At 40.3% G+C, this 19,346-nt stretch carries 19 protein-coding genes; 15 read left to right on the top strand and 4 right to left on the bottom strand.

The window, feature by feature from the left end:
• Nucleotides 1–25: 25 nt before the first annotated feature.
• The 12 genes from L6468_RS07855 to L6468_RS07800 all read left to right on the top strand — a co-directional run bounded on the left by L6468_RS07855 (nucleotide 26) and on the right by L6468_RS07800 (nucleotide 14,211).
• Nucleotides 26–190, top strand: a complete 165-nt coding sequence (locus tag L6468_RS07855) for a hypothetical protein (protein ID WP_237792846.1) — start codon at nucleotides 26–28, stop codon at nucleotides 188–190.
• A 420-nt stretch (nucleotides 191–610) separates the two neighbouring features.
• Nucleotides 611–925, top strand: coding sequence for a nucleotidyltransferase domain-containing protein (locus tag L6468_RS07850; protein WP_237792845.1), 315 nt, complete (start codon nucleotides 611–613; stop codon nucleotides 923–925).
• Nucleotides 922–1,329, top strand: a complete 408-nt coding sequence (locus tag L6468_RS07845) for a HEPN domain-containing protein (RefSeq protein ID WP_237792844.1) — start codon at nucleotides 922–924, stop codon at nucleotides 1,327–1,329. The genes L6468_RS07850 and L6468_RS07845 overlap by 4 nt, the downstream gene beginning before the upstream one ends.
• Nucleotides 1,330–2,255: 926 nt before the next feature.
• The gene (locus L6468_RS07840) at nucleotides 2,256–3,140 is read left to right on the top strand and encodes a DUF4007 family protein (RefSeq protein ID WP_237792843.1); all 885 of its coding nucleotides are present in this window, start codon (nucleotides 2,256–2,258) and stop codon (nucleotides 3,138–3,140) included.
• Complete coding sequence (locus L6468_RS07835; protein WP_237792842.1) at nucleotides 3,124–6,351, top strand: hypothetical protein; 3,228 nt, start codon at nucleotides 3,124–3,126, stop codon at nucleotides 6,349–6,351. The genes L6468_RS07840 and L6468_RS07835 overlap by 17 nt, the downstream gene beginning before the upstream one ends.
• Entirely contained in the window at nucleotides 6,348–7,451 is a 1,104-nt protein-coding gene (locus tag L6468_RS07830; RefSeq protein ID WP_237792841.1) for an adenine nucleotide alpha hydrolase family protein, read from the top strand. Before L6468_RS07835 ends, L6468_RS07830 begins: the two co-directional genes overlap by 4 nt.
• A 9-nt stretch (nucleotides 7,452–7,460) precedes the next feature.
• Entirely contained in the window at nucleotides 7,461–9,683 is a 2,223-nt protein-coding gene (locus tag L6468_RS07825; protein WP_237792840.1) for a DEAD/DEAH box helicase family protein, read from the top strand.
• A gap of 25 nt (nucleotides 9,684–9,708) precedes the next feature.
• The gene (locus tag L6468_RS07820; RefSeq protein WP_237792839.1) at nucleotides 9,709–9,951 is read left to right on the top strand and encodes a hypothetical protein; all 243 of its coding nucleotides are present in this window, start codon (nucleotides 9,709–9,711) and stop codon (nucleotides 9,949–9,951) included.
• Nucleotides 9,948–12,143: an AAA family ATPase gene (locus tag L6468_RS07815; RefSeq protein WP_237792838.1), complete on the top strand. Its 2,196-nt coding sequence runs from the start codon at nucleotides 9,948–9,950 to the stop codon at nucleotides 12,141–12,143. The genes L6468_RS07820 and L6468_RS07815 overlap by 4 nt, the downstream gene beginning before the upstream one ends.
• Before the next feature lie 2 nt (nucleotides 12,144–12,145).
• Nucleotides 12,146–13,294, top strand: coding sequence for a hypothetical protein (locus L6468_RS07810; RefSeq protein ID WP_237792837.1), 1,149 nt, complete (start codon nucleotides 12,146–12,148; stop codon nucleotides 13,292–13,294).
• Between the two features lie 111 nt (nucleotides 13,295–13,405).
• Nucleotides 13,406–13,945, top strand: a complete 540-nt coding sequence (locus L6468_RS07805) for a phosphorothioated DNA-binding restriction endonuclease family protein (RefSeq protein ID WP_237792836.1) — start codon at nucleotides 13,406–13,408, stop codon at nucleotides 13,943–13,945.
• A 59-nt stretch (nucleotides 13,946–14,004) separates the two neighbouring features.
• Nucleotides 14,005–14,211 (top strand): hypothetical protein, encoded by a 207-nt coding sequence (locus L6468_RS07800; RefSeq protein WP_237792835.1) that lies wholly within the window; start codon nucleotides 14,005–14,007, stop codon nucleotides 14,209–14,211.
• A gap of 366 nt (nucleotides 14,212–14,577) precedes the next feature.
• On the opposite strand, the gene L6468_RS07795 is transcribed toward L6468_RS07800, so the two are convergent.
• From L6468_RS07795 to L6468_RS07780, 4 genes are all read right to left on the bottom strand, one after another.
• Nucleotides 14,578–15,510, bottom strand: a complete 933-nt coding sequence (locus L6468_RS07795) for an alpha/beta hydrolase (RefSeq protein ID WP_091854317.1) — start codon at nucleotides 15,508–15,510, stop codon at nucleotides 14,578–14,580.
• A 188-nt stretch (nucleotides 15,511–15,698) separates the two neighbouring features.
• Complete coding sequence (locus L6468_RS07790; RefSeq protein ID WP_237792834.1) at nucleotides 15,699–16,451, bottom strand: MBL fold metallo-hydrolase; 753 nt, start codon at nucleotides 16,449–16,451, stop codon at nucleotides 15,699–15,701.
• Entirely contained in the window at nucleotides 16,448–16,681 is a 234-nt protein-coding gene (locus L6468_RS07785) for a CBS domain-containing protein (RefSeq protein WP_237796659.1), read from the bottom strand. Before L6468_RS07785 ends, L6468_RS07790 begins: the two co-directional genes overlap by 4 nt.
• 144 nt (nucleotides 16,682–16,825) lie before the next feature.
• Nucleotides 16,826–17,233, bottom strand: a complete 408-nt coding sequence (locus L6468_RS07780) for a DUF2442 domain-containing protein (RefSeq protein WP_091819315.1) — start codon at nucleotides 17,231–17,233, stop codon at nucleotides 16,826–16,828.
• A gap of 778 nt (nucleotides 17,234–18,011) precedes the next feature.
• Between L6468_RS07780 and L6468_RS07775 the strand changes: the two genes are divergently transcribed.
• The 3 genes from L6468_RS07775 (at nucleotide 18,012) to L6468_RS07765 (ending at nucleotide 19,277) form a co-directional block, all read left to right on the top strand.
• On the top strand, nucleotides 18,012–18,314 hold the full coding sequence (locus tag L6468_RS07775; RefSeq protein WP_237792833.1) for a type II toxin-antitoxin system RelB/DinJ family antitoxin: 303 nt from the start codon (nucleotides 18,012–18,014) through the stop codon (nucleotides 18,312–18,314).
• A complete protein-coding gene (locus tag L6468_RS07770; protein ID WP_237792832.1) occupies nucleotides 18,311–18,724 on the top strand; it encodes a putative toxin-antitoxin system toxin component, PIN family in 414 nt (137 codons plus the stop codon). Before L6468_RS07775 ends, L6468_RS07770 begins: the two co-directional genes overlap by 4 nt.
• A 211-nt stretch (nucleotides 18,725–18,935) precedes the next feature.
• On the top strand, nucleotides 18,936–19,277 hold the full coding sequence (locus L6468_RS07765; RefSeq protein WP_237792831.1) for a type II toxin-antitoxin system HicB family antitoxin: 342 nt from the start codon (nucleotides 18,936–18,938) through the stop codon (nucleotides 19,275–19,277).
• Nucleotides 19,278–19,346 lie beyond the last annotated feature (69 nt).

The raw sequence follows: 19,346 nt of genomic DNA, 5'->3' as shown, positions 1-19,346 counted from the left end.
TATAAATTATAGAATCAAAAGAATTATGAAGAAGATATATATGAAACCGGAGATGCAGACCGTGGTGCTGCAACACCAGGGACACCTGATGGCTACTAGTGGTGATGTGCAGTTATTGGGCGGCAGTAATGCCGAGGAATTAAACTATGATCCCAACGACGATCTGGATGATGATGATGTCCTGAGATAACAGCCCCTTATAACCCCCTCCAACGGCTCCTGAAGCACCTCCGCTTCAGGAGCCGTTTTTTTTGTTTTGTATAGTATTTTCAATTCTTATATTTCCCCCTTATAATACCCCTGAAAATTTGAGTTAACTAAAATCATGATTTGAATTAACTCGATTGGTGATTTGAGTTAACTCAAACGATTAATCTAGTTAACGGGCCATTTTCGGCCCGTTTTTTTGTTCACTTTTTTATCTTTGGAATCAATACCAGCCTCTCACTTCACTTCGTCGTATCTCTGTCCGAGAAACGACGTGTTGCTCATCGAGAAACGACGTTTCTCTTGTTGCAAAAGGACGAGTTACTCAAAAAGTATCCTTTTTATTTTGGGAGTTCAGAAAAACTTCTTATCTTTGCACTCGGAGAAATTAACTTCCAAGAGAATGAGAAGATTAGAGATTGTTAAGCAAATCAAGCAAACCATTGAAAAGACGGAGCCTACGGCAACGACGATTTTATATGGTTCAGAAGCACGAGGCGATGCCCGTGCTGATAGCGACATTGACGTGCTGATTCTGCTTGAAGGCGATAAGAGGAATCTTCGTAGAGAGGAAGAAATATCTGGTGCGTTATATGACTTGGAACTCAACACTGGTGTTCTGATCAGTCCTATGATAATACTACGCAAACAGTGGGAAAATCGTCCATTCAAGACCCCATTCTATGTTAATGTAATGAATGAAGGAATAAAACTATGAAAGAGACATTAGACGAACAGAGTCGAGAGGCACTTATACAGTATAGACTTGACAGGGCAGACGAGACTCTTAAAGAAGTTGAGATTCTTGCCAAGGAAGCGCATTATAATGCAGCAGCTAACCGATTGTATTATGCGTGTTATTATGCTGTTTCTGCACTTCTTATTGCAAATGGCCTAAATACACAGTCACATGCTGGAGCCAAAACATTATTGGGCTTACATTTTGTCTCTAAAGGGCTACTCTCTAATGAATACGGTAAGACCTTCAGTAGATTATTCGAAATCCGTCATAGTGGAGATTATGACGACTTTGTATATTGCGATAAGGAAATGATAGACGAATACACTCCCAAAGTAGTAGATTTTATTCGCGCAATCAAGACTTTATTAGGCAATTCATGATTGACATCAATCCTTCCTGTCACGTAATACCCCCAAAATCTTCACTCGAGTGATTTCATCGAATTAGCTAGCTCAAGTCATGAAATCACTCGAGTGAATTCATGATTTCAGCTATATAGGGTGAATTTTCTGCTTTTTCCTTGGCAAAATGGAGATGGATACGCATTTTTCTCATCACCCAACTTTATCACAGCCACACGCAGAACTGATAAAAAGGAGTTTAACGGGAAGCGATATATCAAAGTACAATAAAAGCTGGCCACACGTGACCAGCTCTATATCTGAGTGAAAGAAATCAGGCGGCCGCTCGAACTTGTTCGCTTGCTACCAAAGGGACGCAAGAAGGTCGAATTGCTCATCATCTCTGTGTTTCCACAGCCATGCCACCGTTCCGCACATCGTGGCTCTACCTGATTTCTCCTTTCACGTTGCAAAGATAGAAAGTATTTTCGTTAATTCCAAATTTTTGAGCAGCGAATGCAATAAATGCTTGCATTTGTATTGCTGAGTCGTGAAAAAATTCGCCCGTCGGGTCAAATTTTTGAGAGGAAATCTTTCTAAATCTCATTTTTTTCTTGTACTATTTGACAAGATTACTTTTTTTTACTACCTTTGTAGGCGCATTGCGGTGTTTGCTTGAAATTGCCATGTGCTTTTGAGAGCATAAACCTAGCTCTGAAGAGAGTAAGGACTGCGGTGCAGGACATCGTGGGATGAAATTAGAGTATTCAAATTTCGATAGAGCTTACACTCAAATAGTCGGCAAAACTAATATTGACACAGCTCTGCGGGATTCGGGATACGCCTGTATAGGCGTACCCTTCCTTGTGTAATGTGTCATAGCCTGTTTGCCGACGGCTAGAGTGTAAATGCATAAGGGATGAGGGTGCGCTTTCTTTTTCCCCTAACTTTAATAACTTAAAACAATGAGTGCTATAAATAAAGCAAAAGGCGTGAAATACACTTTTTCAGGGCACGAGTCGTTTCCTTGCAAGTCGCTTTGGCTAAAAAAAGGATATGATTTTGTTGTTTCAGGAAACGACTTCAATAGTCCTGAAGCTGTCATTGGATTAGGTGTTGGCAAAAATATGGTAGCATCTATCCGGTATTGGCTTAAGGCTTTTGGGATTACTGAGAATGATGAGATAACTTCACTTGGTGGTTATCTCTTTGATGAAAACAAGGGTAAAGACAAATATTTGGAAGATATTGCAACTTTATGGTTGCTCCATTTTAACTTAGTGTTTTCGGAGGAAGCTACCCTTTACAAGATGTTTTTCTGTGGAGTACAGCGCGAACGTACTCGTTTTGAACGTGAACAAGTTCTTACTTATGTCAAACTGAAAATGGCGGAAGCTAATAAGAACGGATTGTTCAATGCCAATACAGTAAAGAAAGATATTGGTGTACTGCTTCAAAACTACACTCTGCCACGTAAGCCACAATCGAATGAGGATTTCTCATCATTACTGATTGATCTTGACTTGATTCGTCAGAATTCTGAAGGTAAGGGCTACTTCTTCAATGTTGATGGTAAGCGCAAGGTAACAAATGAGATTTTCCTTTATGGTCTTCTGAAACTGAAGGAGCAAGAGGGTGATAATACCATATCTTTCGATACTATTCATGAAAGAGTTGGACTCGTATTCTGTATGCAGGATTTTGAAACTATTGAAATGCTGAAACAGTTGGCTAGCGATTACAGTCAGTATCTCGCTTATAGTGATGTGGCTGGTATCAAACAAGTTCAGTTTACTAAGGACTTGGATGTTAAACAGGTATTAGACGATTATTATGGCAAAGACATTTAGTTTATCTGCAAATATAGAGAACGGCTTTGCCGAAGGGATGCAATACCTGGTAACGCCAAATGCCCAGAATGCTATTCACAACATTGTGAACGATTTCCGTACTGGCATTCATTCTTTCACTATCATTGGTTCGTACGGTACAGGTAAGTCGAGCTTCCTGCTGGCGTTGGAGGCTGACTTGAAAAAGACAGGCAAGCATAAGTATCTGCTAGATGCCAAGAATCTATCAAATGCGAAGTCGTTCGAGATTATGAACATCGTGGGCGACTATGCCGAAATGTCTACACTATTGAGTAAGGCTTTGAATGTGGAGGGTAATTCCACCAGCATTCTTGATAGTTTGAAAGATTATTATAACCAATGCCAGAAGAAAGGAAAATTCCTTTTGATTGTTGTTGACGAGTTTGGTAAAGTGCTAGAACATGCTGCCAAGAACAATCCAGAAAAGGAATTGTATTTCTTGCAGAAGCTCTCTGAGTTGGTGAATGTACCCACTCGTCAGATAATGCTTCTTACTACGCTTCATCAGAACTTTGGTGCATATGCCAAAGGCCTTACAGAAGAGCAAGCCAATGAGTGGACAAAGGTAAAAGGACGTTTCAAGGAGATAACCTTTGTGGAGCCTGTTGAGCAGTTGCTGTATTTAGCATCGTCGCAGCTTAAAGAAGAAAGGAAAGAATATGATGCAGAGAATGTGGTGCCGCTATATGAACTAGCTAAAGAAACACGATATGTTGCGAAAGACTTCTCAATGGAAACTGCCAAACAACTATTCCCGTTGGATCTCTTTTCCGCATACACTATTACTACGGCTATTCAACGATATGGTCAGAATGAACGTTCGCTTTTTACATTCTTGGCCGCCAAAGGCACGAACTCAATTTCTGAGTTCGAACCAGCAGAGCATCTGACATATAACCTGCAAAAGGTTTATGATTACGTGCTCCACAATTTTTATTCATATCTGAAGGATGCCAATGCTGATTCAATGAGCTGGAGCACTATTCAGGTATCTATAGAACGTGTGGAAGGTCAGGACTGGAGTAATGAAGAGGAAATGCTGCAGGCTGTACAATTAGTGAAAGCTATAGGCCTATTGAACCTTTTTGGTACAGCTGGATTCAAGCTCACAGAAAGAAATCTGACTGACTATGCTCGTGAGGCAATGGCGATAGGCAATGCAAAGGAAATTATCCAGAAACTATCTGCTAAGAAAATCATTCGATATGCGGCATACAAAGAACGTCTGATGCTGTTTGAGGGTACTGACGTAGATATTGAAGCTGAGATTCGCGAAGCAGGAATGATGGTATCACGTCCTGTTACCTTTGTTGATGAACTGAATGTGTTCTTCAATCGCAGAATTTCTCCTGTGAAGGCGCATTTCTACCAGAAAGGTACACCACGATTCTTTGACTACATGATTCGTGAAGAGCCTTTGGATGCAGTACCTACTGGCGACACAGACGGCTACATAGAGCTGATATTCTCTACTCACAAGAAGGCCTTGGAGGAAATCAAGAAGTTCAGTTCAGAAACTGATCACGCTTTGATTTTTGCCTATTTCACAAATACGGAGGACATCATTGACCACCTTTACAACATCAAGAAGTACATGTATCTGTTGGAGCGTGTACTCGATAAGAACGATAGAGTGGCTGTGTCTGAAATCCAGAAGTTAAAGGAGTACGAAGAGACTATGCTTAATAAGGCCATTAGCGATAATCTCTTCTCATACAAGAAACGAGTTGTTTGGGTGTTTGCAGGAAAGGAACAGAAGGTTGAGTCCCATCGTGACTTCAACCAGCTGCTTTCGAAAGTATGCGACCAAGTATACAGCAAAACGCCTGTGATGATTAACGAGTTGTTCAACAAACATAAGCTTAGTGGTACGATTACAGCTGCTCGTAAGAGTTATCTTACTTACTTGACAGAGCACTACTCTGAGAATGGAATGGGCTTCCCAGAAGACAAATTTCCACCAGAGAAAACCATCTATTCTTCGTTGCTGTTGAATACTGGTCTGCATCAAAATGGTGATTTTGCAGATGCTCCTACCAACAAGGGCTTCATGCCGTTGTGGGATGCTTGTGAAGATTTCCTGAAAAGTTCTGAGAATAAGGCTAGAAAAATATCAGAGTTGATAAAGATACTATCTGCACAGCCTTATAAGTTGAAACAGGGATTCCTGGAGTTCTGGATTCCTACATATTTATTCATTAAGCGTCAGGATTTCGCGCTTTATGATGCTTCAAAGGGCGCATTCATGCCTAACGTGAATATGGAGTTCTTTGATTTGCTCCAGAAACATCCTGGTGATTTTGAAATCAAGAAGTATGCAGTCGATGGCGTAAAGTTGGACTTCTTTAATCAGTATCGACGTTTCGTTAATCTGGGTGATGAGTTCACTATTACGAATACCAATTTTATTGAGACCATCAAACCATTCCTCAGTTTCTATGTACGTCTGGATGAATACACCAAGCACACTCGTAAGTTTGACCATGAGTCAACGATGAGATTCCGTGATGTGTTGGCCAAAGCAAAAGACCCAGAGAAAGCTTTTTTTGAGGATTTACCAGAGGCTCTTGGCTTTACTCAGGAGAAACTGAAGCAAGAAGAGTTTATTAACGAGTATGGCAAAATCATCCAGAGAGCAATCAGAGAATTGCGTTCTTGCTATAGTCAGCTGATAGACCGAATTGAGGCTCGTTTGGTAGAAGAGTTTGGCTTGCAGAGCTATGACTATTCGGAATATATCGTTGAAGTACGTGAGCGACTTGCCCATGTGAAAGACTATCTGTTAACTGGAAAACAGCGAGAGTTCTATCATCATGTGATGACAGAATATGATAATCGCATCCAATGGTATCAGTCAATCTGCTATACAATTCTCGAACAACGTCTTGATGCTTTGAGGGACGAACAGGAAGACAAGTTGGCTGATGACTTGGTATATCTGTTCAGAGAATGTGAGAAGTACTCAGACATTTCCCAAAAGGTGGGTGACTCTGAGAAGAATGAGGCTTATTCCTTCGATATGGTGACGAATAAAGGAACCAGCGTAAGGACTCAGACATATGTATTGCCTGAAAAAGATAAGTCTAAGGCAAAAGACCTGGAACAGAAAATCAGCAAACTGCTCTCAGGTGATAACAATATCGACGTTTGCACTCTGCTGTCGATACTCAATAAGAAAATGAATAAATGACAAAGGTTAGACATATATTAGGTATATCAGGAGGTAAGGATAGTGCTGCTCTCGCCATCTATCTGAAGAAAACGTACCCATCGCTAAAGATTGAGTACTACAATTCAGATACTGGTTGTGAACTGGCAGAAACCGAAACGTTGATTAATCGCCTGGAGGCCTATCTAGGTAAGATTGAAAGACTGAGAGCTGCTGAGGGTAGTCCAGAGCCAACTCCGTTCCATCATTTTCTGAAAGCGATGGGAGGTTTCCTGCCTTCGCCACAGGCTCGCTGGTGTACCAAGAAGATGAAACTCGACAAGTTTGAAGAATATGTGGGTGATGACTATGCTGTGTCATACGTTGGCATCCGTGGTGATGAGGACAGAGACGGTTATATATCTTCAAAACCCAATATACAGGCAGTATTCCCGTTCCGCAAGAACATATGGAGTATAGATGTCATTAACAAGTTCTTGCACAATGAGAACTTGGAACAGATTACTGAAATCTACGAGCGTCTATGTCCTGAGGGATTCCTGCGTGAGGAGATTTTGGAAACGGTAAGGAAGCCCATCACGAAGCAGTTCTACTACTCAAAGAAGATGAATGCGCTACTTGACTACGACGTCAAACTGTTCAACCATGCCGTGTTTGAGTTTCTGAAAACGACTGACTATCCGGTGGGAAAACTTGATGAATTCCCCCTGCTTGATAATACAGACATATTGGTAAAGGACGATATCTTCAGATTGCTGAGAGAAAGTGGAGTAGGTGTACCAGCCTACTACGAGGAGATTCCTTTCGAGGTAGATGGCGAGACGGGTACCTATTGCCGCAGTCGTTCTGGATGCTACTTCTGTTTCTTCCAGCAGAAGATAGAATGGATATGGCTCTATGAGCAACATCCTGACCTCTTTAAACAAGCAATGGAGTTCGAGAAAGATGGTTATACGTGGAATCAGAATGAGAGTCTTGCAGACCTCATCAAACCAGAACGTATTCGCCAGATAAAGCTCGACATCATCCGTCGCCAAAAAGAAAATCTAGCCAACAACAAGGGAACCACCCTCGCTGAAATCCTTGGCGATGATATTATGTGTACAAACTGCTTTATATAATAAACGTATATGCTTTACGAGGTAGATTGGGCAGATGACGGAACGTATGTACCAGGTGAAGAATACTCACCAGAACGTTTCTTCGATGATGGGCTAAAGAATAGCACAGAGTTTGATTTGAAACTGGGCTATTTTAGTTCTGCTGCGATTAGTGTGTTAGCAGAAGGCTTTGCTACGTTTATCTCACGAGGTGGCTATATGCGTCTCATCATCAACCATATTGTTTCGAAAAAGGATAAAGAAGCAATAATAAATGGTGTAATGGGGAATGTCATAGACTGTACAGACCTTTCAAATTTCCAGTATCTCAAGACAACGTTCAATGAATACCAAGAGCAGTTTTTCCGTTGTCTGGCCTATATGATATCGCAAAAACGTATTGATATCAGAATCATCAAACCTAAAGGACAGAAGGGAATTGCACATACAAAATCTGGTCAATTCAGAGATGGCGACAGTATAACTGCTTTTACCGGCTCTGCCAATTTTACGATAAGTGGACTCTTTAATAATATAGAGGAAATAAAGATTGACAGAAGTGATTCTGTTGATAGAATGGTGCAGAAAAGAATTGAAAAGCAAAGAAAGGATTTTGACGCCATTATGTCTAGGGAAAAGAATGGGATTGATTATCTCTCGCCCAAAGATTTGGTTGAAGCGATAAGCACTAACTATGGTGATTCCGATATTGAAGAACTTCTTGATGTGGAAAAGAAACTGAGAGAACATAAGAAACGGAAGGATGCGGAGAACTTACAAACGCCATGGATGGCTGCAGAAGAAACTGTAGAAATTGAGCCTCACTTCCCTTACCCAAGTGGTCCTCGTGATTATCAGAAGAAAGCGTTCGATAATTGGAAAAAAAGTCAATGTGGCCTGTTTAATATGGCTACAGGTACAGGTAAAACGCTGACATCTCTCAATTGTCTTTTGCAAATTTATAAAAAGTTTGGATACTATAAGGCAATAATTCTTGTTCCGACAGTTACATTGGTTGAGCAATGGGAAAAGGAATGTAGAAAGTTCAATTTTCAACATATAGTAAAGGTTTGCTCGAAAAACAAAGACTGGAAAGGTGAGATAGATAGGCTCACGATGAAAGAGAATTTCAACCCAACAAATTCACCTATCAACTATGTCGTCATTTCGACTTATGCGTCATTTGCCAGAGATAATGTATTTCATGATTTGATGTCGCTTTCTAAGAAATGCTTGCTTATTGCGGATGAAGCACATAACATGGGATCTAAACGAATCCTTGATAGGATAGATAGTGTTAGCAAAAGATTTAAACGTCGAATAGGTTTATCTGCAACACCAGAACGTCAGTTTGATGAAAAAGGCAATAAAGAACTTAGGCATTTCTTTAATTCAGAAAATGGCTATACCTTTTTGTATACAATGGAGGAAGCTATCAAGAATAAGTTCCTTTGTGAATATTACTATTATCCGCATGTAGTACGACTTTGCGATGACGAAATGTATATCTACATGGAGATCTCTGAGAAACTTGGTAAAATCTATAGGTATAATGGTGGTTATCTTGACCTTGAAGATGAGATTGTTAGGGCTCTACTCTTGAAAAGAAGACGCATTATACATAAAGCACGAAACAAAAAAGATGCATTCAAGAACATCATTGAAGAACGATACAAGGAAAAAGGAAATCTCAAATATACCTTGGTATATGTTCCAGAAGGCCTAAAGCCTGATTCTATTGCTGACGTTTATGATAGTTTTGATGTTGTTGGAGATGATGCAGAATCAGATAAACTAATTGATGAATATACACAAATAGTAATGAATGTTAGCAAAACAACTACGGTTAGGAAATTTGTTTCAGGGCAAAAGGACAGGGAATCCATCCTTGAAGATTTTGCGAATGGCGACCTTGAAGTTTTGACGTCTATGAAATGCCTTGACGAGGGTGTGGATGTACCAAGAAGTGAAATGGCTATATTTTGTGCAAGTACAGGGAACCCTCGTCAATTTATACAACGCAGAGGTCGTATTCTTAGAACGCACAAGGATAAGAAATATGCTTATATTCACGATCTTGTGGTCGTTCCTGATATTGGTGCAGATTGTGTAGATTATGAGATGGAGCGAAAACTTATACTTTCTGAATTAAAGAGAGTAAGAGATTTCGCATCATTATCAAGAAACCTTGACTATTCTTACAGAGAATTAGAAGAGGTCCTAAACTTCTATAATGTTCCACTTTTAGATTAACATAATACCTAAAACATTATACACTATGGCAAAGAATAAAAGATACAATGAGAATTATAACAAGATTCTTGAGGCAGTTCTCCTAGATGAAAAATTAATGGAGTATGCCCAGTATGAACCTTCTGAGATTACGTCTCTTGAATATGCTCTTGGTTCTAACAATGCAATTGTTGGTGCTGTTGCAACTATCATTGAAGGACTAAGTGAAAAGAAGTCGGAAAAAGAGATATATAATACTGTAAACGAATTACTAAAAAAGAAGCTATGATAATACGTAGAATAGAGATAGAAAATTTTCGTAGCTACTATGGTAACGAAAACGTTTTTAAATTTGGGGAAGGCCTTACTTTGATTATAGGTGACAATGGCGATGGTAAAACAACTGTTTTCGAAGCTCTTCAGTGGCTACTTGACATTTCCAGCACAGATGATGCTCAGAAAAGTCATGCATTAGACAACTTCTCTGAAATGAGGAAGTCCAAACTTGAAATAGGTGAATCAGCCAACCTTAGGGTGAAGATGGACTTTGAACATGATGGACATAAGTCTGTGGAGAAACTATTTGTCATTACAAAAAAAGGAGAGGACTATTATGATGTGAGTGATATAAAATTCAAGGGCAAAGAAGATACGGACGAAGGAAGACTTTCTCCAGACGGAAGAGGATTGATAAAACGCTGTTTTGATGCAGAAATGCAACATTTCTCAATGTTCAAAGGTGAGTCCCGACTTGATGTGCTTGATGGCCCCAAAGCATTAAAAATGCTTGTTGACAAATACTCTGACATCAAGTATTTTGATGAACTCGTGAATCTTACTTCAAACTTTGAAAGTTCTGCAGATAAGGCTTTTCGTAAGGAAAGTAAGAACGATGAGAATACAAGAAGTGAAGCTATTAGATTCGATAATGAATTGACAAAACTGAGTGGAGAAATACAGGATATTCGTAAGCAAATCAAGGAATTGTCTACTGCTGTAAGCTCTTACGAAACTATGCTAAAAGATTTGGAACAGAATCAAGACACGCGAGACAGATATAATGAATTGTCGCAAGCTTTGGCTGGGAAAAAAGCTAATGCAACAAGTTTAAAAGCGAGCATAGACAAGGTTAACCTGAACACAAGTCTCCTTGACCAGTATTGGATAATGTGTGCTTTTCCTGATATCCTTTCTGCCTTCAAGGACAAATGTGCCCAGTTGAGACGAGAGAAAGAAAGGCTACACGATGAATTTCTATTGGAAAGAGGTAAAGAACAAGGTGAACTAGACGCACTGAAAAAAGAGAATGAATCACTTCTAAACGACGATGCTAAATTGCCTTGGTATATCCCTGATGATAAATATATGAAGGAGATGATCATGGTGCATAGATGCAAAGTATGCAATACTCCTGCTCCAGAAGGTTCAGAGGCATATCGTTTCATGGTCAATAAGCTTGAAGAATATAAGAAGCACATCAATGAACGAGCAAGAATTAAAGAAGAACAAGTTAAGTTAAGTAAAAAACAGCTCTTCACTGAGGAATACATAGACGAAATCAATGTTTTGGCAAACAGACTGTCAGGACCGGAAGAGGCTTTTATTTCAGGTATTGCAAATGATATCAATGACAGACTTGAGGTGGTAAGTCGAAAATCGGATGAATTATCACAGGTCAAAAAAGAAATAGAGGAAATAGAGGAGGATATTTCTCGTTTACTGATACAGGCGGGTAATATTTCCGAGGAAATGATGAAGAAAAACAATTCTGACGTAAATAATATGTTCAGAAGGAAGAATGAAGCTGAATTAGAAATCAAAGATCTTGAGTTTGATCTTAAAGACAAATTGAATCGTGAAGCAGAAGTTAAAGAGAAAATGGTTAATCTCAAACCCGGAAATTCTTTATCAAGGCTATACCAAAAAGTACATTTTGCATTTGATCAAATCGCACAGGCTTCGATGAGAGCAAAAGAAAAGAATCTTTATAACTTTCTTAACGCATTAAGGGAAGGTGCAAATTTGTACATGGATCGTTTGAGCACAAAGGACTTCCATGGAGAAGTAAGTCTTTTCTATAAAAAAGACAAAGATGAGGCTGGAATTAGACTGAAAAGTTCCAATGGTACGTATATTACAAAACCATCGGATTCTCAGAAAACAGTAATGTATATCTCAATATTATTTGCTGTTTCTGATTTTGCCCATAAGAAGACGGATGAAGAGTATCCTCTCATATTCGATGCAGCTACTTCTTCATTTGGTGATGCTAAAGAAGAAGAATTCTATAACATTATCAATGATGTAAAAAAGCAATGTATTGTTATTACGAAAGACTTCATTACAGGAGGAAAAGTCAGAATGAACGATGTTGACAAACTTACATGCCGGGTATATCGAATACAGAAGGCGGAAGGATTCAATAGCTCGGATTTGTCAACTATAAGAACATTAGTGAAAGAAATTAAAACGGAGGATTAATTATGAAATCTCTATTTGATGCTTGGAGCAATAAAGACCCTGAATGGGAGAAAAAATACGAAGAGTTGCTAATGATGCCCTTTACTGACTATGGTAGAGGAACTAGTCAGTACACTGAGTCACGAGGTAAAATTTTTGGTGCAGGATATGAGATGTTTATCATTGGCTTTTTCATTGGATTATATTTTGATAAGACAAGGAAATTGACAGATGACAAATCGAAGCGTAAGCACTTTGGACATAAAATAATGTTTTGGGGTAGTCAAGAAGGTAAGCTTAAACTAGGGCGAACATCGTACAAAAAGATTCAAGAGTATATGTTTGCAGCTCTTATCACAAAAACTGACATTGATTTTATTTCGTTGGAAAAGGGAGAAGTGAGTGTTGATGACGCTGCTAATTCCCTAAAGCATAAAATGGAAGAGTATGCAAATTACGGATTTCATTATTTGGAAGATATGTTAGAGGATGATCCGAATAGTTTGTTCAAGGACTCAGCGTTTCTTAAGATATTCACGTCATTTATCTCTGATGACAATATAGGAAATGATGATGTTGAAAATTTTGAAGAAGATATAGAGTCGTTCGAAGATGAAGAATTAGAAGATGATTCCATAGATGAAGAATCCTTGCGCGCAGAAGCAGAGAAGCCATGGAATGAAGATGAAATTGAAAGGTTGACCATGTACTTCGAACATGACATGGAACTAAATAGAATAGCAGAAAGATTAGAAAAATCTCTCTATTCTGTTCAATATCAATTGTCGCAGTTAGGATTGATTAGAATGCCGCTAAATGTTACAGTAAAAAATACAGAAAATGGAGGAACTGTTATCAATAAGTCTGGCAAGGTTGTTTATACTGATGAAGCACCTCTAAAAATTTTCAATGACAAGATTTATCGCTTCAATATGAAACCCATGTGTATGACAGTCAAAGATATTAAACGTGTTGGTGGCGAATGGGTGAAGGGCAGTAAGATGCTTGTCGCATATACAGAATCCGCCTTGTATCCTAAACTTTCAAGTTCAAACTTTATGGATGATATAGAGGACTTCGTCGAGGGAAATAAGCGCGAAGAAAATAAAATTAAAGTTAGAGGTATATGGTATGACTATTATGGTGATAAAATAGATTCCCAAAGTAGATAAAATACGATTATGTGGCAAATTCATTTGAGTTTGCCACTTTTTTCTTATTATTATACTCAATGAATGTAATTATTTGCTATCTTTGCCCTCGAAAACCAATAATGAAGGGCTATGAATAGAACAATCCAATTCTTCAGTTACGAACAATGCTATAAATACTACACTAAGCGAATAATGAGCATCAGGCAGGCCAAGATTCATGGCGAGACTATCGTTGCGAAGCCTGTGTTCATGGTGGCAATCATAGATGGTATTGAGGGAAATGTATTTAGGAACAACCAGTTTTCCATTAATGATTGGCTAGAAGGAAGGTACAAAATGCTGATGTCACAATATGCTAGGAATTCGCAGTTTGATGATAGTACAAGTATAGAGAAGCCATTCTGGCATTTGGAAACCGATGGTTTTTGGCATTTGAACTATCAGGGAAAACGACTTAGCAAGGGTCGCACTCCATCTAAGGCTTGGCTAAAAGACAATGTTGAATTCGCTTATTTCGACGAATCGCTATGGATATTGCTGCAAAATAGGGAGTGGAGAATAAAACTACGTGAGTATATCATTGAACATAAGTTGACGGATGGCTCATGGAATGGTAAAATCGCAGCAGAAGGACTTGGTGTTCTTGCTGCATTATTACTGGTCGCATAGAATTTGTTATGGTATGCTACACCCCTTGGTCAATACGAATCCATTAACATGTATTGCCTATGAAAGATGAAGAAAGATTAATCCGTGCTTTGAATGAGTTGGCTGATATTGCGAAACGCAAAGAGGCAGAACGGGAAAAGGAACGGGAGCTGGAAAAGGTGAGGGCAGAAAGACGCAAGCGCTTTTACGAAAACGCTCCTCTCTTCTCTTTCTCTCTTCCCAAAAACTCATCACTACTAAATAAGGAAGAAGAGGAGGATGTCTGATGTGTGATGTCGGTCTGTTTAACCTAGAAACAAAACCGATATTACTGACTTTTAATCCGTATTTTACAATAGTTGGCAGGGGACTGGTACCTGCCAACCTAAAATGGGATACAATAAAAGCTGGTCACGTGTGACCAGCTTTTTATTTGAGTGAAAGAAACCATGCGGCGAGGTCGAATCGCTCATCATCTCTGTGTTTCCACAGCCATGCCACCGTTCCGCACATCGTGGCTCTACTTGGTTTCTCCTTTTCACGCTGCAAAGATAGGTATTCTTAGGCGAATAACCAAGCATTCTGCCAATTTTCTTAAGAGGTTCCAGTCCCCAATCCTTTACGAGGGACCGGCGATTGACAGATATCACAGTCTATAATGCTGTACACGACAAGAAATCCTTTAGATGTTTGACGTATTCTTTCCTGTGCTTCAAGTATGACTCTGCATGTTCTGCTCCTTCGGTTATCCAAAGCTCTTTATTCGAGGACTTGGCATCATAAAGGCGGTGCACCATATCTGTAGGCACAAAGGTATCGGCAGCACCATGAATGAATAGCATCGGATAGGGAGACTTGCTAACCTCTTTGATGGGCGATGCCTCTCCAAAACTCCACCCATAGCGCAGTTTGCATATCAGACTTGTTGAGAACATCAATGGGAACTCCGGAAGATTAAACTGATTCTTCAGCTCACCTGAAAATTCATCCCAAACACTTGTATATCCGCAATCGTCTATAAAGCGAAGGTCCTTAATCTGCTCCGGCATTTTCTCGGCGGACATCATCATGGTAGTTGCAGCACCCATTGACACACCATGTACAACCATCGTGTCAGACTGAAACATGGATAACCAGTATAGGGCATCCTTCCTGTCAAGCCATCCCATCTGAATCACGTCACCCTCGCTTAGTCCGTGTGCATGAAGGTCTGGCATCACGACATTGTAATCTAGCTCCTTTTCGTAAATCCGTGCCAGCCACAGGAAGTCGATAGAACAATTACGCCATCCATGCAGTACCATAGCCGTTTTGCTTCCACCTTTTCTTATAAAGAGTGCATGGTGCTTTTCTCCCGTCGGCATGGTAACGAAAGTGTCTCTTAGCGCACCGCTTTTCCTCAAAGAGTCGATCCAAGGTTGTGTCTCTGGATAGGTTTTAAACTGTTCACGGAAACATTGGGCAGTATCAGTCCTTTCAGGATCAGGAGATAGGGAATAGTCAAGCATATAGAAACTGCCTCCGATGATACTAATAATGACTATCACCAGGACTGCTGATATACACCAGACTATAACCTTTTTCATATCTTCTCTATCTAAACTCAAATATCTCTGCAAAGATACGGAATTAAGAGCTTATTTGGGTATTTTTGCTGAGATATTTAAGTGTTTTTAGGTATATGCTTTTTTTTCCTGATATGAGATTGAAAATATTCTTCAAAAAGGTTGGCAGGTACCAGTCCCCTGGCAACCCCTGTATTTTTCTCAATCATTCAGATATCTATAGTTTCTCCCTCTTTCTTGATTTCCCAGAAGGAGATGCCTTTTTCATCTGTGAACTCTTTCATGCGCCAAGCGGATTCAAAGCCGCTGGACACGAAATGCATAGGCACAAAGAGACCAACCTTGAAGCGCTCTATGAACTGTCGGCCTCCAAGGGTATAGCCGTTGCCGATGCGCCCATCAACTGGGAACATCACCACATCAAAACTATCGGTAATCTTGCGGATATCCTTCAGCTCGCCCAAGTATTGCTTTTCATGGGCTATTGGGTCAATCTCTTCGTCAAACTCCTCACTATAGATGGTCTCGCCAGGCACGGCTTCTGGCAGGAACCGCGCATACCAGTTGTTCAAGTCGCCGGCATGGAAGATACTTTTCCCCTCTGTCTCTACTATCCACGAAACACCGCTGTCTGTGCTGCCTAATGCCCATACGGACAAAGTGTCGTCTGACCACGCTCCGCCCTTGGCCAACCATACGTCTGCATCTTCCTTATTGGCTCTCCGATGCTTGTAGATGTCCTTAGAAAGGATATAGGTAATGTTCTCATGTTGCTTTCGCCATTCGAAGATGGCACTATTGAAATGGTCTTCGTGGAAGTGGCTGGAGAAGACATAGACATGCTTATCCTTCTTCAGGAACGGTGGCACAATGCCACTCACGTCCAACCAGTAGTCGAATATCAGGATGGACTTTTCTGTTTCTAGCACAAAGCCGCTATGGAAGATGTAGGTCAGCGTCATTGTTGTAGCATTTCACAGAGTTTATCTTCTCTGATAATTTTAGGAGCTGATTTGCCAGCCAACACCAAAACTTTCTTACCGTTGCGGTAGATATGGAGTTGGCGGGAACGGACTACGGCCGTCAGCTCAGCATCATCCTGCATAGCTATCCAAAGAGGATGATATAAGCCATCCTCTTCAAATAGCTTCTTCTGCAGATGAGAGCACATGTTTCTCGTGTCAATGACCATCATTAACCTTGCTACTCCTTGAACTTACCTTTCAACCATAGTTTCCAGTATTTCCAACCTCCTGTTGTCCAGGACATCAGGAGCAAGACGAGCGCCTCTCCCTGATGACCTTTATATAATCTTATCAATAATGAGAAGGTCGTTTCAGAAACATGCTGCCAGCATTTCTTTGCCCAACTTATGGATGTGGGCGAGGATGGCACTCTCACGTTCGGCAGAAGGCTTTTTGAAACCATTGATGTAATTGCGTAACAGGGTGGCATTCATGCCCAGGGAACGGGCAAACTCGGCGACATTGATTTCCTTATGAGTAAGGAAGAATCGTTGCAGGGGCGTTGGCTCGTTATCGTCATATGCGAAACTCTCGAAACTGATGTCTTCGTCAAGTCCACGCCAATGGATACCGTCGAAACCAAAAGTGTAAGCAGCCCTTTCTTCGTCGGTAGCCGTTCGCAACTTAGGATACCAAAGGAGCGACTGGCTGTACTCATGTCCTTCCTCGTCACGGCCGTAAATGTGTTCGGCATCGAACCAAATCTCCTTAATCTTCATAGGCTTGTTCTCCTTATTCTTTCTTTCGCAAAGATAGGAATTATTTTTGATACCACGAGCGTTTTAGCTAATTTTTTGCTATGATTTAACAATTCAACGATCATGAGAAGGGAACTAATGTACTGATTCATTGCTTCATTACTCTATGGTTTTTAAGTCGTTAACCTATGGTTTACGATGTGTTAACCTATGGTTAACGATGTATATTTTTATCTTTTTGCATCCTTTTTATTTCAGTTTGTGTCACAACTCTGTATTGTCATAAAATCGCGGAAATCTCCTGTGTATAGGCTATGCGAATCTGATTCTGATGGAATGAAATTCATGTCACAACTTTTTTGTGTTTTCACTAATTCAGCTTCTAGCCTGCAGAGAGTGACAAGGTTTTCAGTACGATGTAAACGATGTTGACAAGTAATTCAGTTTAACCCAGTGAAAACTGTCAAGTGAGTTTAGGAAAAGGCACTAATTCTGCTTCTAGCCTGCTCTTAGGCAGCAATCACTCTGCTCCTAGGCTGCTCCTAGGCTGCTCCGTGGAGCACTCACGAAGCAGGCTAGAGTATGGCTAGAGTATGGCTAGAGTAAGGCTAGACTATGGCAGCAGTATGGCAAGAAGATGTCTGATCTATGATGTGTGATGGCTGATGTCTGAGTTCATTTTTCAGTCTTTAGATATAAAAATGAGTAAAAAACGATGCTGTTAGATTGAAATTTACGTCAAAATGATTGCAGAATGAAATAATTTGTTTATATTTGCAGCGTTAAAACATGAAAGATTATGGCACAGGTATCAATGACGGTGAGAATGGACTCACAGCTGAAACAGAATTTTGATGCACTCTGTTCAAGTATGGGCATGAGTGTTAATGCTGCTATCAACATCTTCGCAAATGCTGTTGTGAGAACGCGCAGCATTCCTTTTAAGATAAGTGCAAATCCAAAGGATGTGGAGGATGAGGCCTTGAGGGAATTTCGTGAATTCAGAAATATGGTTGCAGCCAGCGACAGACCTGAGTTCACGTTGGATGAAATCAACGAAGAAATTCGACTGGCACGTAAAGAAAGGGCTGGTCGGAAATGATTAAAGCAGTCATTGACACAAATGTGATTGTGTCGGCATATATAACTAAGAATCTGGAAGCAGCAACTTCCAAACTATGGGAGGCTGTTTTGCAATGTAAACTGACGCCCATTTACAATGAGGAGATTCTCAGTGAGTATTCAGAGGTGCTACGTCGTAAGAAGTTTGGCATCCCTGAGCATCTTGTTAAATGGGCGTTAGACAAAATAGTCAGTAATGGAGTTCGTGGAGAACGTGTGTTGAGTGATGAATTCTTTCCTGATCCTAAGGATGTCGTTTTCTATGAAGTTGCCATGTCGAAAGAAGATGCCTATCTTGTGACAGGCAATACAAAGCATTTTCCAAAGAAGCCCATTGTGGTTACACCTGCAGAGATGCTGGAGATTCTGCAACGCGAAGGGATACTATAGGGCTGATGTTTGATGTCTGATGTCTGATGGCGGGAGATGTAAGAGGGAAGATGTAAGATGTCTGAGGGCGGAAGATGTAAGAGGGCTGAGGGATGAGGGATGATTTTCAAAAAAAGTTTCGTAAATATTTGGGTGTGTAACTAAAATTAGTTACTTTTGCGTCTACCTATTTAGATGCAAACGGATATTTAAAGAAAAAGGAGGAATAATTATGGGATTTCTGAAGTACAAAGGTTACACGGGAAGTGTGGAGTATAGTGAAGAAGATAATTGTCTGTTTGGGAAAGTGCAAGGCATGAGCAAGCATACGATTACTTATGAAGGACAAACACTGGATGAGCTGAGACAGGACTTTGAGGGTGCTGTTGAGGATTATTTGGCTTCTTGCGCTGAACGTGGAGTAGAACCATGTAAGCCGTATAGCGGAACGTTTAATGTAAGGGTCTCTCCCGAAATCCATAGTGCGATTGCTGCTATGGCTCAGCAGGCTGGGGTTACAATTAATGCATTTGTACGCCAGGTTTTGGCCAAAGAGGCGAAATTGGCGTATTAAGGCCGAGGGCTGATGTCGGGAGATGTAAGAGGGAAGATGTAAGATGTCTGATGTCTGATGTCTGAAGGC

The sequence above is a fragment of the Prevotella communis genome (assembly GCF_022024115.1).
Lineage (GTDB): Bacteria > Bacteroidota > Bacteroidia > Bacteroidales > Bacteroidaceae > Prevotella > Prevotella communis.
This window is presented reverse-complemented; position numbering and strand designations above follow the sequence as displayed.